Source organism: Allomesorhizobium camelthorni, from assembly GCF_011045125.1.
Lineage (GTDB): Bacteria > Pseudomonadota > Alphaproteobacteria > Rhizobiales > Rhizobiaceae > Allomesorhizobium > Allomesorhizobium camelthorni.
The window spans coordinates 1-17,208 of the sequence record NZ_JAAKZF010000057.1 but is presented as its reverse complement, the minus strand read 5'-3'; the positions used below and the strand labels follow the sequence as shown (position 1 = coordinate 17,208).

Here is a 17,208-nt window from a genome sequence, read left to right as displayed (position 1 = left end):
AGATATGCCACGGACGGGGAGAAGAGAGCTGTCAGCGCCTCAACACCGCGCTCAGCACGTCCCGCACGCCGATCGCGCCGAGGAAGCGGGAGCTTTCGTCGAATATCGCAACGGGCGCGGTCTGCGAGCGGTGCATGGCGAGCATCACGGTCTTCAGCGTCGTGCCGGGCTTGGCCCAGAAGACGTGCGGGGCGTCGTCGGGCAGGCGCTCTATGTCGTCGCAGGAGACCCAGACGGCAGGCCGGCCGTCGCGCTCGGCAGCCGCCACCAGCCCATTGGCGTCGATCTGAAAACGGGTCGTGCAGCGCCGGTCGAGCCAGAGCCAGCCGCCCTCGCCCGCGGTTTCGAGGTCGCGGCGGTCGCGCATCACGTTCCAGGCGGTGAGCACCGAGAGCGGGTTCACATTGGCGATGAAGTCGCGGACATAATCATTGGCGGGGCGCAGCACGATGTCTTCCGGCGCGCCGGTCTGGACGATGCGCCCGCCCTCCATGATGGTGATGGTGTTGCCGATCTTCAGCGCCTCCTCGAGATCGTGGCTGACGAAGATGATGGTCTTCTTCAGTGTATCCTGAAGCTGCAGCAACTCATCCTGCAGCTTTGTGCGGATCAGCGGGTCGAGCGCCGAGAACGGCTCGTCCATCAGAAGGATCGGCGCTTCGGTGGCGAAGGCGCGGGCAAGGCCGACGCGCTGCTGCATGCCGCCGGAAAGCTCATGCGCGTATTTCTGCGCCCACTGGTCGAGGCCGACGAGCTTCAACTGCCGCTCGACGCGCGCCTTGCGCTCGGCCTCGGGCACGCCGGAAAGCTCTAGGCCGAAGCCGACATTTTCCGCGACAGTGCGCCAGGGCAACAGCGCGAATTGCTGGAACACCATGGCGACGCATTCGCGGCGGATCTTTCTCAGCTGATCGTCGCCGCAGGAGACGACATCGGCCGACCAGTCGCCGTCATGCACGACCACACTGCCGCGCGCGACCTTGTTCAAGCCGTTGACGGCGCGCAGCAAAGTGGACTTGCCCGAACCGGACAGGCCCATCAGGACGGAAATCTCGCCCTCATTGACGGTGAGCCCGGCGCCGGCGCAGCCAAGCACGGCGCCGGTCTTTTCCAGGATTTCCTGGCGGGTCGCGCCGCGATCGATCATCGCCAGCGCTTGGGCTTTGTCCTCGCCGAAGACGATGTCGACGTCGCGGAATTCTACGGCGGGCTTCATTTGGCGGCTCCCGCGCCGATGCGGCTCATGCGGTCGAGGATGATGGCGAGCACAACGATGGCGAGGCCGGCTTCGAGGCCGAGCGGGATGTTGACCGAGTTCAGCGCCCGAACCACCGGCTTGCCGAGGCCGTTGGCGCCGATGAGTGCGGCGATGACGACCATGGAGAGGCAGAGCATGATGCACTGGGTGAGCCCCGCCATGATGGTGGGGAGCGCGGCCGGCAGCTCGACTTTCCAGAGCAATTGGCGCTTCGTCGCGCCGAACGCCTCGCCGGCCTCGATCATCGGCTTGGGCACCGAGGTGATGCCGAGATAGGTAAGCCGGATCGGCGCGGGTGATGCGAAGATGACGGTGACGATGAGGCCCGGCGCAATGCCGAGGCCGAACAGGATGAGCACCGGGATCAGGTAGACGAAAGTCGGCATGGTCTGCATCAGGTCGAGCACCGGCTGGAGATAGCGGTAGGCGCGATCGCTATGGGCGGCCCAGATGCCTATCGGCACGCCGATTGCCATGGAAGCAGCGGCGGCCGCCACGACCAGCACCAGCGTCTCCACAGTTTCCTGCCAGAGATCCTGGTTGACGATGAAGAGCAGGCCGAGCCCGACGCCCGCCGCCAGCTTCCACGAGCGCTGCAGATACCAGGCGAGCGCGGCGATTGCCGCGACGAGCAGGACCGGGGGGATGATCAGCAGGAAATCGACCATACCGTCGAGGACGACGGTGAGGCCATCGGCGACGCTGTCGAAGAACCACTCGAAATTGGTGGTCAGAAAATCGAAGAAGGCCTTGCCCCAGCGGCCGACCGGTATCTTGAAACTGGCGATAAAATCGGAAATCGGATCCATTATTCCCCCTTCTTTACCCTCCCCCTCGCGGGGAGGGTGGCCGCGCAGCGGCCGGGTGGGGGTGGTTCAAGGTCGAGCATTGCGTCTCCACCCCCACCCCGTCACGCCGGCATCGCTGCGCGACGCCGTCGCGCCGACCCTCCCGCAAGGGGGAGGGTAAAATCCCTTACGATCCCAGCGCCGCCTTCACGGCAGCCGTCGCGTCGCCGCCGTCGAGGGTCGTGACGCCCTTCAGCCAGGGCGTGACCGCGTCCGGATTGGCCTTCAGCCAGGCCGTGGCTGCGTCCTTCGGATCGGCGCCGTCGTTCAGGATCGCGCCCATGATCTCGTTTTCCATCTCAAGCGAGAACACCATATTCTTGAGCAGCGCGCCGACATTCGGGCATTCGGTCGTATAGCCGGCCCGCACATTGGTGTGGACGGTGGCACCGCCAAAATTCGGGCCGAACACTTCGTCGCCACCGGACAGGTAAGCCATCTTGATGTTGGCGTTCATCGGGTGCGGCTCCCAGCCGAGGAAGACGACGTCCTCGCCCGAGCCGGCGGCCTTCTGCACCGCCGACAGCATGCCGGCCTCCGAGCTTTCGACCAGCTCGAAATCCTTGAGGCCGAACTTGTCGGCGGCGATCATGTCGAGGATCAGGCGGTTGCCGTCATTGCCGGCCTCGATGCCGTAGATCTTGTTGTCGAGCTTGTCCTTGAACTTGGCGATGTCGGCGAAATCCTTGAGGCCGGCCTCATAGGTGTGCTGCGGCACGGCGAGCGTGTATTTGGCGCCTTCGAGATTGGTGACCAGCGTCTCGACCGTCTTGTCTTCGAGGTAGGGCTTGATGTCGGCTTCCATGGTCGGCATCCAGTTGCCGAGGAAGACGTCGACATCCTTGTTCTTGAGCGAGGTGTAGGTGACCGGCACCGACAGCACCTGCACGTCCGGCTCATAGCCGAGCGCTTCGAGGATGACCGAGGCGGTCGCGGTGGTGGCGGTGATGTCGGTCCAGCCGACATCGGCGAAGCGCACCGGCTTGCAGCTTCCAGGATCGGCGGCAAGCGCTGCGCCCGACCAGAGCATCGCCGTCAGGCCGAGCGCTGCGGCGAATGTTTTCATACGCGACATTTGTATTCTCCCATTGTGTTCTGTCGGCAAAGCGGAAATTGCGTTTTCTTTCTACCGCTCGAGTCACGGCAGCCAAACACCATTTTGGCGCGGTTTCAAGCGCGATGACCGCGCAAGCGACGCCGCCCACTTTTCCATAGGCGACAAACGCCTGTCGCCGCGCGACGGCGGACAAGCAGCGCGGGCGCAAATCCCGATGCCGCTTGCTACTGTCTTTCAATCGCCTTGCGTGCTGCCTATATTCGCCCGACCATCTGAAGCCGAGGCTGGAGGGACCACTATGGCGACACTGCAGAATTTCGATGCCGAGATTGAGAAGACAAAGCAGGTCGTCGAGGAGATGCGCTCCAAGATCGACCAGTCGGCGGTCGTCCTCGACAAATTCGCCAAAACCGACCAGAAGATCGGCGCTGCCGACTTCGACATCGAGAACGCCCGCATCCAGGATGTGCTCAACCAGCAGAAGATCATGGAAGGCAACATCGCCGACCTGATCATCGGGCTGGAAGACGCCACCAATGTTTTCGGCGCTGAATTCGAAAACATGAAGAGCTTTACCGGCTGGGAAAGCTTCGTCGGCATCTTCTCCGACGAATCGAAGCAGCGCATGCGCACCGACCGCGTCCGCAACATGTCGCTGGCCGGCAACCTGCAGGAATTGCTGTCAAAGTCCGACACCATCGTCGGCATATTGAAGGCGCAGAAGCAGGTTCTGGAGCAGCGCTACGCCACCTCCGAAGGGAGCCTTGCTCAGGTCATCGAGCGCCGCAAGGCGACCATAGAGAACCTGACCTCGGTGCAGAAGCGCATCGAGGCGTTGAACCCGATGCTGCTCGACATCGAGAACAGGATCGCTGCTTCCACGAGCCAGACCGACCGCACTCAGCTCGAAGGGGAGCGCTCCAAGCTCGCGACCGAATACAATGAGAAGCAGGCGAAGGAGCAGGAGCTACTGGCCGAAAGCCAGACGCTGGAGCGCTACACCTCGATGTTCCAGACGTTCGTGGATTCGCTGAACAACCAGATCGCGGCGCAGAACACACTGATCAACAAGCTGACCATCGATACCGAGCAGCGCATCGTGCTCTACAAGGCGCTGGAGGATAGTTTGAAGACCGCGGCGCAGCAGGACGTCGCCCACAAGATCAACACGCTGGGCAGCCAGGTCGACAACACGGCCGAAGAGACCATGGCCGGCATCGGCGCGGCTGCGCAGAAGCACATCGGCGACCTGCTCGAACTGCACGAGAAGAACATGGTGGCGACAGCAGACATCCAGCGGCGCAAGAAGCTCGCCGACGACGCGTTCGCCCGGCGCTTCGAGGAGGTGCTGAGGAAGCATAACGCTTCGGATTATGTGCAGCCTTAGGTCGCAGCGATTGTGACAGCAGCGCCGCTTATCGACTCCGTTCGATCCCGCCCCTCACCCTTACCCTCTCCCCGTAAGAACGGGGAGAGGGGGGCGTCAGCGTCGCCGCTTATCTGTTCCCCCCGTACGTCACGGGGCGCCCGATGACCTCCCCCGCCGACCCCGCCGCCCGTTATTTCGAGGCCATTCGCGCTGCGTTAACCGGGCTCGAAATATTCATGCGCGACGACCGCTCGCCGCTCTACCGGCACGGCATCGTCGCCAAGGTGGTCGCGGAATACATTGCGCGGCTCGAAAAATCCTTCGCCTGCTGGGAAAACCGGCTGGGCTTCATGGACAAGTTCAGGATCTCGCGCGCCGAAAGCGGCTTTCCGGTTTACCAGAACATTCTGGAGCTCGAGAACGACCGCCGTACGGCCGCGAAGCGCCTGGCCGGCATACCCGAAGCCGGCGAGCTGCGCGTCGAGATGGCCGACTTCATCCTGCGCCACAAGGATTTTCCGGCGGCTCTCCAGAAATCCATGGCCGAGCGGCTTTACCTGGAAGACGTCAAGGACGGCGTCGTATTCGGGCCGTTCTTGCTGGCGCAGACGGCAAAGGTCTCGGTCAACCCGAAAACCTTCCGGCCGTATTACCTGGTACATTGGGCGTCGTTCGACGGCACCGCAAACCTGCCGCTGATCTACATGGCCACGATTGAGGATTCGTCCGAGGCGATGGTTGAGCAGCTGGTCGGTGAAAACGGCAAGCTCAGCGAAAAGGTGGAAATCCCCCTGCCCGTCGACGGGTTGCTCAATCCCGAGCTCGCCCACCGCTTCGATGATTTCACCGAGAAGAACTCGGCTTATACGCTGTCGCCGGCGACGATCGCTTCCAATCTCGACAAGGATTTCGAGACGCTCCACCCGAAGCAACTGCGCAGGGTCGTGCTCGGCCCGTTCTATTCGGCCGGCATCACCGAGCACAATTCGGCCGTGGCCGACGTGCTGTCCAAGGTGCGCAAGCCGGAGAATGCCTGGCTGCTAACCTGGACGATCCAAGAGATCTATTCGAAGGGCGAGCGGCCGGGCCGCAAGGGCCTGTGGTCGAGCGAACCGGCGACCGAAGAGTTCTACATCAACACCGACGACCTCGAAGCCGCACGCCAGGGCGTGTCGAGCTACGAAAAGCACGCGCTTGTGCCGCACGAGGCCTATCAGGCGCTCTACGCAGCGGGCGAGGCGCAGAAGATTTTCCTCGGCTATAAGGTCCACATCCTCTCCAAGGGCCGGGTGATCAGCGATGTTTAGGACAACGGCCCGCTCGGGACGACAGCCATGACGACCGAGCCTGAAGTCCTGACCAAGAAAAGGGAGTTGGAGACGCTGCGGCGCCGAATCGCACCAGGCAGCCTGGATGCGCTGGAGCACAGCCATCGGATCGACATCACCTACACGTCCTGCGCGCTAGACGGCAACACGCTGACTGCGGGCGAGACGGCATTGCTGCTGGAAAAGGGCATCGCCATCGGCGGTAAGCCGATAGCGCACCATCTCCAAGTCATGGATCATGCACAAGCGCTGGAACTGGTCGCTGACATGGCCGAGGAGGATAGGAAGAGTACGAGAATTCGACCGCTCACTGAGACGGCCGTTCGCGTCATAAACTACACGTTGCTCGCTCGGACCAAGGCTGGAGCATCTACGGCCTATACCAAGCAGGCTGAAGATGGGACCTGGAAGTCCGATGTGGATGGTCCGCCACCTTCCATGATCGATTTTTGCACCTGGTTGAAGGGACAACCCGATACACCCGAAACCGCATTCGAGGCACACCATCGTCTCGGGGTAATTCGACCCTTTGTGAATGCAAATGCAAACACCGCACGATTATTGATGAACTATATCCTGTTGCGTGGCGACTACCCGGCGATAGCAGTTCGGGCCGAAGATGGTCCAGCATACCTCGCTGCATTAGATACGACGGACAGCGACGATCGCAACACTGCCCTGAGCGCGATTCTGTTCAGCCGACTGGACCAGGCACTTGATCTTTATCTTTCGGCCGCAGGCCAGGCGCAGGCCTTTGCTGATCATCAACCCAAGCGGGAGCCCTGAATGGACACCGGCCTGACCACGATCCCCGAAGCGGAGATCGAGAAGCACCGCGCGACGGCGCAATCGATGATCACGCGCATCGTCGTGCTGGAGGATTCGAGCGGGCAGTCGAGCACGACGCTTGCCGGAACCGGGCGGCGTTTCGTCTCGACCGTCTCGACCGGCTCGGTGCGCAAGACGCGCGAGATCGAACTGTCGAAGACCGTCGCGGCGATCCGGCCCGACGACCAGTTGATGACGATCGGGCAGCACGCATTGCTCTACCGGGCGCGGCGCGGCTTGTCGGTGGCGCTCGCCATCGGCGAGGTCTTTGCCCGCAGCAACGACCTCGAAAGCCTGCAGGCGAAGAACGCACGCGCCCCGCTCGAAGGCGACGAGGCGGCGCATTTCAAAAAGCTCCTGTCAGCGTCGGCTTACGTTTCGGCGTTCAGCTTCGCCTCCTATCTGGCGCAGTTGATCGACGGCGACGGCGAACCGCCGAACGACATCAAGGAGCCGGACTTCCTGTTCGACACGCCGCAGGACGCGCTGAAATCGCTGATCGCCGGCCTCGACCGGGCGATAACCGGCGCGAAGGACGATACCGACCTGATGACGCGGGCCCGCGCCTTCGCCCGCATCGCCATCGAGGGGCTTTTGACGCGCAGGAACCGCTTCGACGGACTCGGCGCGTTCGAGGACGCGCATATCCGCATCGAAGCCGACGACTTCACGGTGGACGGCTTCGATGTCGCGCCGGGCAAGAAGTCGAAGCCGCTGGTGATGACCTTCAAGAAGCCCGAGGAGCTCGTCGGCAACCACATCGCCAAATATCAGGCGGTGAAGCTCGCCAAGATGCTGATGGCCTACGATTTCGACCGCGAGCTGAACCCCTTCGTCGAGCTCGGCGGCTTCCTTTTCACCTTCATCGGCGACGGTGCGCCCGGCACCGGCAAGACGACGCTGATCCAGATGATCGCCGGGCTGGTGCACGGCTACTGCCAGGTCGCCGGCTATCCCTTCGTCTACGAGAATTTCGGCGTCGACCAGATTTCCTCCTATCAGGGCAAATCCGGCCAGAGCTGCAAACAGTTCATCAATAATGTGCTGAACCCGCGCGCCATTGGCTTCGGCACGATCGACGACATCGACCAGGTCGCGGCCAAGCGCTCCGACGATCGGGCCTCGGCCGGTCAGCAGGAAATCACCGGCGTTCTGATGGAGAGCTTTGGCGGCGCCTCGACGGTAGTGCGCGGCAATTGCTCATTCGGCATGTTCTCCAATTATCCCGAAAATGTCGACGACGCACTGCGCCAGCGCGCCGGCGCGCGCTGGCTCGTGGATGGGCCGCAGACGCGCGAGGACTATATCGACATTTTTGTCCTGCTCGCCGGCAAAAACCACAAGATCGATCTCGGCGACCATGACCTCTACGCCGCGCAGGAGATCCAGCGCGCCGTGGAAGACGCCTACGAGGCTCATTCGAAGCCACAGGAAGACGGGCTGGCAAAAGTCTATGAGCGCTTCATGAAGGAACATGGCGAGCCGAAGACCATGGCCGACGTCGGAACTTACCTGCACAGGATCAAGGAGGCCGAGCCGCGCTTCACCGGCCGCGCGATAAAAAACGTCACCGACGCCATCAAGATGCGCGCCATGGACATCGAGCTTCCCGACGAATGGTTCGAGAAACCGGAAGCCTTCATTCATAAGGGCTATGACGAGAAGAAAACCATGATCGAGGAACTGCGCGGGCCGTTCTCGATGGACATGGTGATGCAGGAGATCAACCACTATGCGGATAGCGAATTCCGCTATTCGGACCGCTCCGACGATGCGGCCGTGTCGAAGATGCTGCGCGACACCCGGCTGCGCGAGCGCGCGGCGCGGGAGATGGAGGAGCTGAAGAAGAAGGGGATGTGGAATGCTTAGGGTGGCGCGCTCCCTTCTCCCCTTGTGGGAGAAGGTGGATTGGCGCGAAGCGCCAAGACGGATGAGGGGTGTTGGAAGAAACTCCAGCGCTTGCGCTCCGTCCAACACCCCTCATCCGACCTCGCTTCGCTCGGCCACCTTCTCCCACAAGGGGAGAAGGAAGGGCCCCGCCCCTCATCCGCCCTTCGGGCACCTTCTCCCCGTGAACGGGGAGAAGGGAAGGCTGTATTAAATGGAACTCCTGCGCGCCAATGAGCTGATCTACGGACGGCTGCTGCCGGTCGAGGAGCCGCATTTGATCGAGCGCTACAACAAGGCGCTGAAGGCGTTCGGGCTGAAGCCGACCAAGCTCGAGAAATTCGACATCGACCGTACCGGCTTCTCGCCTGACATCGCCGAGGAGCTGGGCGATCCGCACTATCTCGACCCAAACCAGGTCAACCGCCGCTTCATCATCCTGACTCCGGCGCAGGCCGATCTGCCGGTGGTTCACACGGCGTTCTCCAACACTTCGCAGCTGGTCTACGAGTTCTTTGCGAAGAACTCGCGCGCCATCGACGCGCTGACCATCAAGGACGTGATCTACGGCGAGATCGAGGATTCGGTTTCCAAGGTCGAGGATATCGAGGACCTGATCTCCATCAATCAGGTCGAGTTCCGGGTTTTGTCCGCGGAAGACGTGCTCGGCAAGGCCTCGGAGCTTGCAACGCTGGTCGACCGGCTAAAGCAGGAACCCGACGCCTGGCGCGACAACAAGATGCTGGAGCGGATGGTGGAACTCGCCAAGGTGACCGGCGACATACGCGAGAACGCGCTGGTGCCGGACCAGGTGATCTTCCGCCACAACGCCTTCTGGACCAGCCATTTCGGCGGTCTCCACGTCTTCATCGACAAGGACATGACGACGGTGATCAGCGACCCGGCGGCGCCCGGCTTTCGCCGGTCACGGCCATGGCAGGTGAGCTATTTGTCGATCCGCGACGCCGACCGCGTGTTCCGCTTCCTGGCCTCGACCGGGCGCATCGAGCTGCCGCGGGCTTCCTGGATCGAGAGCTCGAACTATCTCGAGCACCGCGCCGAAATGGCGGTCAGTGCGCTGATCCGCGATGCCGAGCCGGACGTGGACCCCGGCAAGTTCGACCGTGTATGGCTGCAGACCTGGATCCATGGCCACGCCGAGCTGATCAACCGCGACGGCACCTTCCCCTTCCTCAACGCCGCCAAGCGCGAGATCGCGCAGCTTGGCCAGTTGAGGATCGACGAAGTCGATCCGCAGCACCGTTTCCTGGTCATCCGCGCCAAGCCGGACCATCCCGACGCCTGGCTGACCAACCGGCTGATCTCGGATTTCGTGCCGTCCGATTTCGTGTCGCGCTACGTGTTCAACAAGCAGGGCTTCTACAAGGACTATGAAGGCTTCGGCGAGGCCTGGCGGCGGCATGTTGTGAACACGCTGAAAACCACATATCTGAAGGACAAGGAGGCGTTCCGGGCGCGCCTCTACGGCCTGGTCGACTAGCGCATGGGCTTCCGGCAGAACCACGCGGAGCATAATTTGAGGGGGCATCATGCTTGATCCGATCGTGAACTTCTTCACCCGGATTTTCCAGTGGATCGGGCGCGGCATCGGGCTGGTCATCGGCGTCATTCTGTGGCCGTTCATGTGGGCCGGCCGCTGGTACACGCAGCGCGGCTGGATCCTGAAGGCGGTGCTCGGCCTGGCGCTCCTCGTGCTGGTCGGCCTCTACGGCTACTTCATCTGGAACACGCAAGTGTGGACCAACTTCAATCCGGTCTACGCAGAAGCGTACGATTTCACGCAGGCCCCCGCGGCCCAGCCCGCCGCCCCGGCCCAGCCGGCTCCCGCCGGGGCGGACGTCGAGGGCGAGGTCAAGACCTGCACCATTTCGGCCATTGCCCAGGTCGCGGCCGACCTCATCGACTTCAACGTCAACGAGAATGCGTGGATCTCGTCGATGATCCTCTACAAGGCGGGGTTCTTCGGCATGGACTGGGACCGCACGCCGTTCCTCGACAACAAGGCCTCGTTCCAGCGCGGGGTCAACCAGGCGATCCGCCGGACATCGGTCGAACTCGTGGATACGCTCGGGCGCGTGCGCGGCACCAGCCAGATCGACCAGAACCTGCAGGACGCGCGCGGCGCGATCACCTTCGACGAGGAAACATGGTATTTCGGCCTTCGCCCCTTCGGACCGAAGACCCCGACGCCGAGCTTCTACCGCACCGCCGCGCGCAGCTTGCGGACATTCAACGACCGGCTGCAGAAATGCGAGGTGGTCTTCAACGCCCGCGCCGACAATCTGATGCAGTTCGTCGACCGCATCGCCAGCGACATCGGCTCGACCTCCGACATGATCCGGGACCGCTCGCAGAACTACAACAGCGGCTGGTTCGACACGCGGGCCGACGACCGGTTCTGGTTCGCCTACGGCCAGCTCTACGGCTATTACGGCATCCTCACGGCCGCTCACCACGACTTCAGGCAGGTCATCGACTCGCGCGGGCTAGGCCCGCTGTGGAGCAATGTCGAAAGCCAGATCAAGGCCGCGCTGGCGATCAGGCCCTTCATCATCTCCAACGGCCGCGAGGATGGCTGGATCATGCCTACGCATCTGACCACCATGGGCTTTTACGTGCTCAGGGTGCGGTCGAACCTCGTCGAGGTCAGGTCGGTGCTGGATCGGTAAAGCGGAAGCCGCTACGGTGGCGCGAGTAGCCTATCGAACGGAGAGGTCTTCGACCGGAAGCGATTCCAGAGAGCGCGTCCGCCCGTCCGCATCAAGAAACTCGACGATATAGAATTTGTCCGGCAAAGCCTCGACGATGGTGCCGATAGCGCCGGCCTCCAGTCCGGACGCCGGACGATCGCTGAGAAGCTCCACGATATCGAAGAGCTTCGGCGCCGATCTGATCTCTATACGCTTGTTCTGTCCCATCAGGGAATCCAGCAGGTTACGAACCGCGGAGCCTCCGTCGAGCCCGCGACAATCCAGACAGTCTTTACCACAGGCACGTCTTGAGTTCGACCGTATGCCCACCAACAGGCTGGCGCAAAGCCCTGTCGCAATCCGTGCATTCTCCGACTGTTTTGAGACGGCGCGGCGGCAAGCTGTCGGGCTTCTATGCGCCCGACAGAAGCGCCGCAGCGCAGACTTCATCGCAACGCCCGGGGAAACGTCATGGCCGAAGTAAAATCCGACATCGAGATCGCGCGCGCCGCCAGCAAGAAGCAGATCCAGGAGATCGGCGCCAAGATCGGCATCCCGACCGAGCACCTGCTGCCCTATGGCCACGACAAGGCGAAGGTGTCGGCCGAGTTCATCAAGTCGGTCAAGGGCAACAGGGACGGCAAGCTGATCCTGGTCACTGCAATCAACCCGACCCCGGCCGGCGAAGGCAAGACGACCACGACGGTCGGCCTCGGCGACGGCCTGAACCGCATCGGCAAAAAGGCGATCGTCTGCATCCGCGAGGCTTCGCTCGGGCCCAATTTCGGCGTCAAGGGCGGCGCGGCCGGCGGCGGCTACGCGCAGGTGGTGCCGATGGAGGACATGAACCTCCACTTCACCGGCGACTTCCACGCCATCACCACGGCCCACAATCTGCTCTCGGCGCTGATCGACAACCACATCTACTGGGGCAACGATCTCGGCATCGACATACGCCGCGTCGTCTGGCGGCGCGTCTTGGACATGAACGACCGGGCGCTGCGCGAGATCCTGTGCTCGCTGGGCGGCGTCGCCAACGGCTTTCCGCGCGAGGCTGGCTTCGACATCACCGTCGCATCCGAGGTGATGGCGATCCTGTGCCTCGCCACCGACCTGAAGGACCTGGAAAAGCGCCTCGGCGACATCATCGTCGCCTACCGCCGCGATAAGACGCCGGTCTATGCCCGCGACTTGAAGGCCGACGGGGCGATGGCCGTGCTCCTGAAGGACGCCATGCAGCCGAACCTGGTACAGACGCTGGAGAATAACCCGGCCTTCGTGCATGGCGGCCCTTTCGCCAACATCGCGCATGGTTGCAACTCGGTGGTCGCCACCACGACGGCGCTGAAGCTCGCCGACTATGTGGTGACGGAAGCCGGCTTCGGCGCCGACCTCGGCGCTGAAAAATTCTTCGACATCAAATGCCGCAAGGCCGGCCTGAAGCCGGCGGCGGCGGTGATCGTCGCCACGGTGCGGGCGCTCAAGATGAATGGCGGGGTCAAGAAGGAAGACCTCGGCGCGGAGAATGTCGCGGCGGTGAAGAAGGGCTGCGCCAATCTCGGCCGCCACATCGAGAATGTGAAGCAGTTCGGCGTGCCGGCGGTGGTCGCCATCAACCACTTCCACTCCGACACCGAGGCCGAAATCCAGGCGGTCAAGGACTTCGTCGCCTCGATGGGCGAGGAGGCGATCCTGTGCAAGCACTGGGCGCACGGCTCGGCAGGCATCGAGGAACTGGCCCACAAGGTGGTGTCGCTGGCCGAGTCGGGCGGCTCGCAGTTCGCGCCGCTCTACCCGGACGACATGAAGCTGTTCGACAAGGTCAACACCATCGTCAAGCGCATCTATCGCGGCGACGAGGCGATCGCCGACAAGTCGGTGCGCGACCAGTTGCACCAGTGGGAGGCCGCCGGCTACGGCAGGCTGCCGGTGTGCATGGCCAAGACCCAGTATTCGTTCTCGACCGACCCGAATTTGCGCGGCGCGCCGACCGGCCACACCGTGCCGGTGCGCGAGGTGCGGCTTTCGGCCGGCGCCGGCTTCATCGTGGTGATCTGCGGCGAGGTGATGACCATGCCAGGCCTGCCCAAGACCCCCTCCTCCGAGAAGATTTTCCTCAACGAGATGGGCCAGATCGAAGGGCTGTTCTGAGCTATCCAAGGCGCATTTCCGGCCAGCCAGCGCCGCCCCTCGGGGCGGCGTTTTTCTTGCTCGCGCTTACTCCCCCAACTCGGCCAGCCGGCGTTCGATGAAGCGGCGTTCGGGCTCCTGGCGGGTCAGGGACAGTGCCTGCAGGTAGGATGCGCGGGCGTCGGCCGTCCTGCCGAGCCGCCGGCAGAAATCGGCGCGCGCCGAGTGCGCCAGGTGATAATCCAGGAGCTCGCCGCGCGCGAAGATCGCGTCGATCAGCGCCAGGCCTGCCGCCGGGCCGTCGCGCATAGCGATAGCCGCGGCGCGGTTCAGCGCGATCACCGGCGACGGATCGGCCTGCAGCAATATGTCGTAGAGGCCGGCGATTTCGCCCCAGTCGGTGGCCCCAGTGTCGGGCGCATTGGCGTGGACGGCGGCGATGGCCGCCTGCAGCGTGTAGGGGCCGAAGCGGCGCGAAAACAGCGCGCGCTCGAGCAGCGCCGTCCCTTCCTCGATCTGCTTCCGGTCCCAGAGTGTGCGATCCTGGTCGGCGAGCAGCACCAGTTCGCCGGAAGGCGAGGTCCGCGCGGGGCGGCGCGACTCCTGCAGCAGCATCAGCGCCAGGAGGCCGATCGCCTCGGGCTCCGGCAGCAACTCGACCAGCAGACGCCCCAGCCGGATCGCCTCTCCCGAAAGATCGTGCCGGGTGAGCGAAGCCCCGGAGGAAGCCGAATAGCCTTCGTTGAACACCAGGTAGATGGTGTGGAGAACGCTATCCAGCCGATCCGGCAGATCGGTGCGCGCGGGCACCTCGTAGGGAATTTTCGCGTCGCGGATCCTTGTCTTTGCGCGCACGATACGCTGCGCCAGCGTCGGCGCGGCGGTGAGGAAGGCGCGCGCGATCTCCTCGGTCGTGAGGCCGCAGACTTCACGCAGCGTCAGCGCGAGCTGTGCGTCGGGCGGCAGCGACGGATGGCAGCAGGTGAAAATCAGCCGCAGCCGGTCGTCCTCGATCTCTTCCGCCTCCCGCATCGCAGCATCCTGGTTCTCGGCATCCAGCCGCTCGGCAAGCTCGGTCAGCGAGGCGTCGAAACGGGCGCGGCGGCGCAAGCGGTCTATCGCCTTGAAGCGTCCCGCCGATACCAGCCAGGCGCGCGGATTGGCCGGCGCGCCGTCGCGCCGCCATCGCTCCGAAGCCGCGGCGAACGCATCGTGCAAAGCTTCCTCCGCCAGATCGAAATCGCTGAGCAGGCGGATGAGCGTGGCGAGCACGCGGCGCGATTCGGCGCGGTAGATCGCCTCGACCGTCCTTTCGATGCCGCGCGCTTCGTTCATTTCCGGTCCGGGCCGATCTGCATGATGGGCCGAACCTCGATCGTCCCGTACTGACCCACCGGGATGTTTGCGGCGATCTCCACGGCCTCGTCCATGCCGGACGCATCGATCAGGATAAAGCCGCCCAGATGCTCCTTGGTCTCGGCATAAGGCCCGTCGGTGGTCGACACCCTGCCGCCCCTCGCCCGCACGATCCTGGCGGTTTCCGGCTCCTGCAACGCGTCCGAGGTGATGTACACGCCGCGCCACTCGAGCCCCTTGTCATACTCAATCGAGCGGCGATCCAGATCCCTGCCCTCCGCCTCGTTGAGCTTCCCGATCGCTTCCCCGTCTATATGCACCAGGCACAGATATTTCATCGCGCTGCCTCCTCCTCCGGAATGTCGATATAGGTGAGTTCCTCGAACGGCCGCACCTCGATGGTGCCGACCCGGGCCAGCGGCAGATCGCCGGCGATCTTGATGGCTTCGTTGAGGTCGCGGGCCTCGATCAGCATGAAGCCGCCCAGATGTTCCTTGGTTTCGGCGAACGGCCCGTCGGTTACGCTCACCTTGCCGTCTCGCTTCCGCACGCTGACCGCATGCGGCGGCGTCTTCAGCGCCTGAGCCATGATAAAATGGCCGCTGCGCGCAAGCTCAGCGTCATTGTCGAGCGACGCATTGACGTAGCTGTCGCGCTCGCGCTGCGTCATAGCGTCGAATTTGGCTTCCTCTAGATAGACCAGCAAAGCGTATTTCATCGTTTGCCCTCATAAGTGGAGTTCCTGACACACCCTAGTCGCCCGGCTCAGCCGGAATTCGACAACGAGCCTAACAATTCCTCTGGCATTTCCGAAATTTCGGTTTCTGCGTCTGCGCCAGCGATTTTTCCCTGCCGATGTCGATTTGCCGCCCGCCGCTTCGATTACCCGGCGAGGCAGGAAAATGTCTCGCCGGGTCCCGCGCCGGTCCCTGCGGATCGAGAAAGGCGATGTGTCATGGATATGTCGATGATGATGATCACGAACCACATGGCCGCGGCGTCAAAGCGCGGCAGTGCCAAAGCGTTTCAATGGACCGAGCATAGCCTGCGCGATTTTGCCAAGCGGCTTGTCGCGGCGACGCTCGTCGTCGCCGCTGTTTTCGCCTTGCTCGAGTTCGCCGGCTCCCGCCAGACGGCGGGAGAGATTGCCGCGCGAGCCGACTTCACGGCATCAACTGGCCGCCATTCACTTCGATGACCTGGCCGGTGATGTAGCCGGAGAGCAGGTCGGAGGAGAGGAACAGATACGCGCCGACGCATTCTTCGGCGGTTCCGGCGCGGCCCAGCGGAATGGTCGCGATCTGCGCCTTCATCTGCTCGGGTGAAGTCCAGCGCTCATGGAAGGGAGTGGCGATGAGGCCCGGCGCCACCGCGTTGACGCGGATCCTGTCGCCGACGAGCTCCTTGGCGAGGCCGCGCGTGACGTTGGACACGAAGGCTTTGGCCGAACCGTAAAGGCCGGCGCCGCCGCCCGCGCCGTTGCGCGCCGCGACCGATGTGGTGTTGACGATGAAGCCGCCATTCTTCTTGAGCCATGGCAGGGCGACGCGGCAGGCGGTGACGACCGAGCGGGCGTTGAGATCCATCACCGCATCGTACTGCGCGTCGGTCATCTCGCTGTAGGGGACGCGGCCGAGCATGCCGCCGGCATTGTTCACCAGCCCGTCGAGACCGCCGAAATGCGACGCGGTCTCCTCGACAACACGGGTGACATCGGCCGAGACGGAAAAGTCGCCTTTGACCAGGAAGACATCGCCGCCCCTGTCGCGGATTTCCGCTGCAAGCGCTTCCGCCTTTTCGGCGCTCGCATTGTAATGCAGGCCGACGCGGCATTTCTGCGCGGCATAGGCGCTGACCAGCGCCGCCCCGATGCCGGTCGAGCCTCCGGTGACCAGCACGGCCTTGCCGGCGAGATCGGGGATGGTCAGCGTGCTTTCCTGGGCGGGCATCGGGCAAATCTCCATTGTGTGCGCAAGGCGCCAGCTTGCCCCCCGCGGGCCGCGCAGCTTCCTTCAAACCGGAGGTGCGCGTCAACTGCCGAGGCACCACGGAAATCAGCAGGTGCCGGCTACGGTGGAAACTGGACTGTCCGCTACTGAGAGCTATCCAGCGCAAAGCGGACACAGGCGACCCTGCGAATCCTAGCCTTCTCGGGACCTGCCCTGAATTGACAGCATAGGCTCTCGTCCTAAATTGATCCAAATAAGTCCCAAGGGAGGATGCGCGATGATCGTGAGCGGCTTAATAGCCGAAGATGACCGCGTGCGCGCAGAAGTGAGATGGGAGGAAGCAGGAAGGGACACACAAGAAATATTTGTTCAAGGGCAGGACCTAAGCGCCGACCCCAACGGTTTTCTGATTTTGTGCTTCCTGCCAGCATGGCATGCTGGCGAGCGGCGTATCGTCATAGAGGGTGGTGGCATCTGTCCTGTGCTC

17 protein-coding genes are annotated in these 17,208 nt (G+C 63.3%); 9 read left to right on the top strand and 8 right to left on the bottom strand.

Annotated elements, in window-relative coordinates; genetic code table 11:
* Positions 1-31: 31 nt before the first annotated feature.
* From choV to G6N73_RS26285, 3 genes are all read right to left on the bottom strand, one after another.
* Complete coding sequence (choV, locus tag G6N73_RS26295) at positions 32-1,216, bottom strand: choline ABC transporter ATP-binding protein (protein ID WP_165032930.1); 1,185 nt, start codon at positions 1,214-1,216, stop codon at positions 32-34.
* Positions 1,213-2,067 (bottom strand): choline ABC transporter permease subunit, encoded by an 855-nt coding sequence (gene choW / locus G6N73_RS26290; RefSeq protein WP_165032929.1) that lies wholly within the window; start codon positions 2,065-2,067, stop codon positions 1,213-1,215. Before choW ends, choV begins: the two co-directional genes overlap by 4 nt.
* Positions 2,068-2,233: 166 nt before the next feature.
* Positions 2,234-3,181, bottom strand: coding sequence for a choline ABC transporter substrate-binding protein (locus G6N73_RS26285; protein WP_165032928.1), 948 nt, complete (start codon positions 3,179-3,181; stop codon positions 2,234-2,236).
* A 280-nt stretch (positions 3,182-3,461) separates the two neighbouring features.
* Here G6N73_RS26285 and G6N73_RS26280 point away from each other — a divergent pair, with 280 nt between their 5' ends.
* From G6N73_RS26280 to G6N73_RS26255, 6 genes are all read left to right on the top strand, one after another.
* Complete coding sequence (locus G6N73_RS26280; RefSeq protein ID WP_165032927.1) at positions 3,462-4,550, top strand: hypothetical protein; 1,089 nt, start codon at positions 3,462-3,464, stop codon at positions 4,548-4,550.
* A 143-nt stretch (positions 4,551-4,693) separates the two neighbouring features.
* On the top strand, positions 4,694-5,839 hold the full coding sequence (locus tag G6N73_RS26275; protein ID WP_165032926.1) for a hypothetical protein: 1,146 nt from the start codon (positions 4,694-4,696) through the stop codon (positions 5,837-5,839).
* Positions 5,840-5,866: 27 nt separating this feature from the next.
* Complete coding sequence (locus G6N73_RS26270; protein ID WP_165032925.1) at positions 5,867-6,646, top strand: Fic family protein; 780 nt, start codon at positions 5,867-5,869, stop codon at positions 6,644-6,646.
* A complete protein-coding gene (locus tag G6N73_RS26265) occupies positions 6,647-8,557 on the top strand; it encodes an AAA family ATPase (RefSeq protein ID WP_165032924.1) in 1,911 nt (636 codons plus the stop codon). It begins immediately after the preceding gene.
* Positions 8,558-8,789: 232 nt separating this feature from the next.
* Entirely contained in the window at positions 8,790-10,076 is a 1,287-nt protein-coding gene (locus G6N73_RS26260; protein WP_165032923.1) for a DUF6638 family protein, read from the top strand.
* A gap of 49 nt (positions 10,077-10,125) precedes the next feature.
* Complete coding sequence (locus G6N73_RS26255) at positions 10,126-11,265, top strand: DUF2333 family protein (RefSeq protein WP_165032922.1); 1,140 nt, start codon at positions 10,126-10,128, stop codon at positions 11,263-11,265.
* A gap of 30 nt (positions 11,266-11,295) precedes the next feature.
* Here the strand turns inward: G6N73_RS26255 and G6N73_RS26250 are convergent, their stop codons facing one another.
* The gene (locus G6N73_RS26250; protein ID WP_206079088.1) at positions 11,296-11,514 is read right to left on the bottom strand and encodes a DUF4926 domain-containing protein; all 219 of its coding nucleotides are present in this window, start codon (positions 11,512-11,514) and stop codon (positions 11,296-11,298) included.
* Positions 11,515-11,757: 243 nt separating this feature from the next.
* On the opposite strand from G6N73_RS26250, the gene G6N73_RS26245 reads away from it, so the two are divergent.
* Positions 11,758-13,437 (top strand): formate--tetrahydrofolate ligase, encoded by a 1,680-nt coding sequence (locus G6N73_RS26245; protein WP_165032921.1) that lies wholly within the window; start codon positions 11,758-11,760, stop codon positions 13,435-13,437.
* Positions 13,438-13,503: 66 nt separating this feature from the next.
* Here the strand turns inward: G6N73_RS26245 and G6N73_RS26240 are convergent, their stop codons facing one another.
* The 3 genes from G6N73_RS26240 to G6N73_RS26230 are packed head-to-tail and all read right to left on the bottom strand — an operon-like array spanning position 13,504 to position 15,490.
* Entirely contained in the window at positions 13,504-14,733 is a 1,230-nt protein-coding gene (locus tag G6N73_RS26240) for an RNA polymerase sigma factor (protein ID WP_343044745.1), read from the bottom strand.
* Positions 14,734-14,747: 14 nt separating this feature from the next.
* Positions 14,748-15,110: a YciI family protein gene (locus tag G6N73_RS26235; RefSeq protein ID WP_165032919.1), complete on the bottom strand. Its 363-nt coding sequence runs from the start codon at positions 15,108-15,110 to the stop codon at positions 14,748-14,750.
* Complete coding sequence (locus G6N73_RS26230; RefSeq protein WP_165032918.1) at positions 15,107-15,490, bottom strand: YciI family protein; 384 nt, start codon at positions 15,488-15,490, stop codon at positions 15,107-15,109. Before G6N73_RS26230 ends, G6N73_RS26235 begins: the two co-directional genes overlap by 4 nt.
* Positions 15,491-15,733: 243 nt before the next feature.
* Here G6N73_RS26230 and G6N73_RS26225 point away from each other — a divergent pair, with 243 nt between their 5' ends.
* Complete coding sequence (locus G6N73_RS26225) at positions 15,734-15,970, top strand: hypothetical protein (protein WP_165032917.1); 237 nt, start codon at positions 15,734-15,736, stop codon at positions 15,968-15,970.
* Here G6N73_RS26225 and G6N73_RS26220 read toward each other — a convergent pair.
* Positions 15,936-16,721 (bottom strand): SDR family NAD(P)-dependent oxidoreductase, encoded by a 786-nt coding sequence (locus G6N73_RS26220; protein WP_165032916.1) that lies wholly within the window; start codon positions 16,719-16,721, stop codon positions 15,936-15,938. The genes G6N73_RS26225 and G6N73_RS26220 overlap by 35 nt on opposite strands.
* A gap of 277 nt (positions 16,722-16,998) precedes the next feature.
* Between G6N73_RS26220 and G6N73_RS36435 the strand changes: the two genes are divergently transcribed.
* Positions 16,999-17,208, top strand: a 210-nt coding sequence (locus tag G6N73_RS36435) for a hypothetical protein (RefSeq protein WP_206079087.1), incomplete at its 3' end; no start/stop codon positions are given.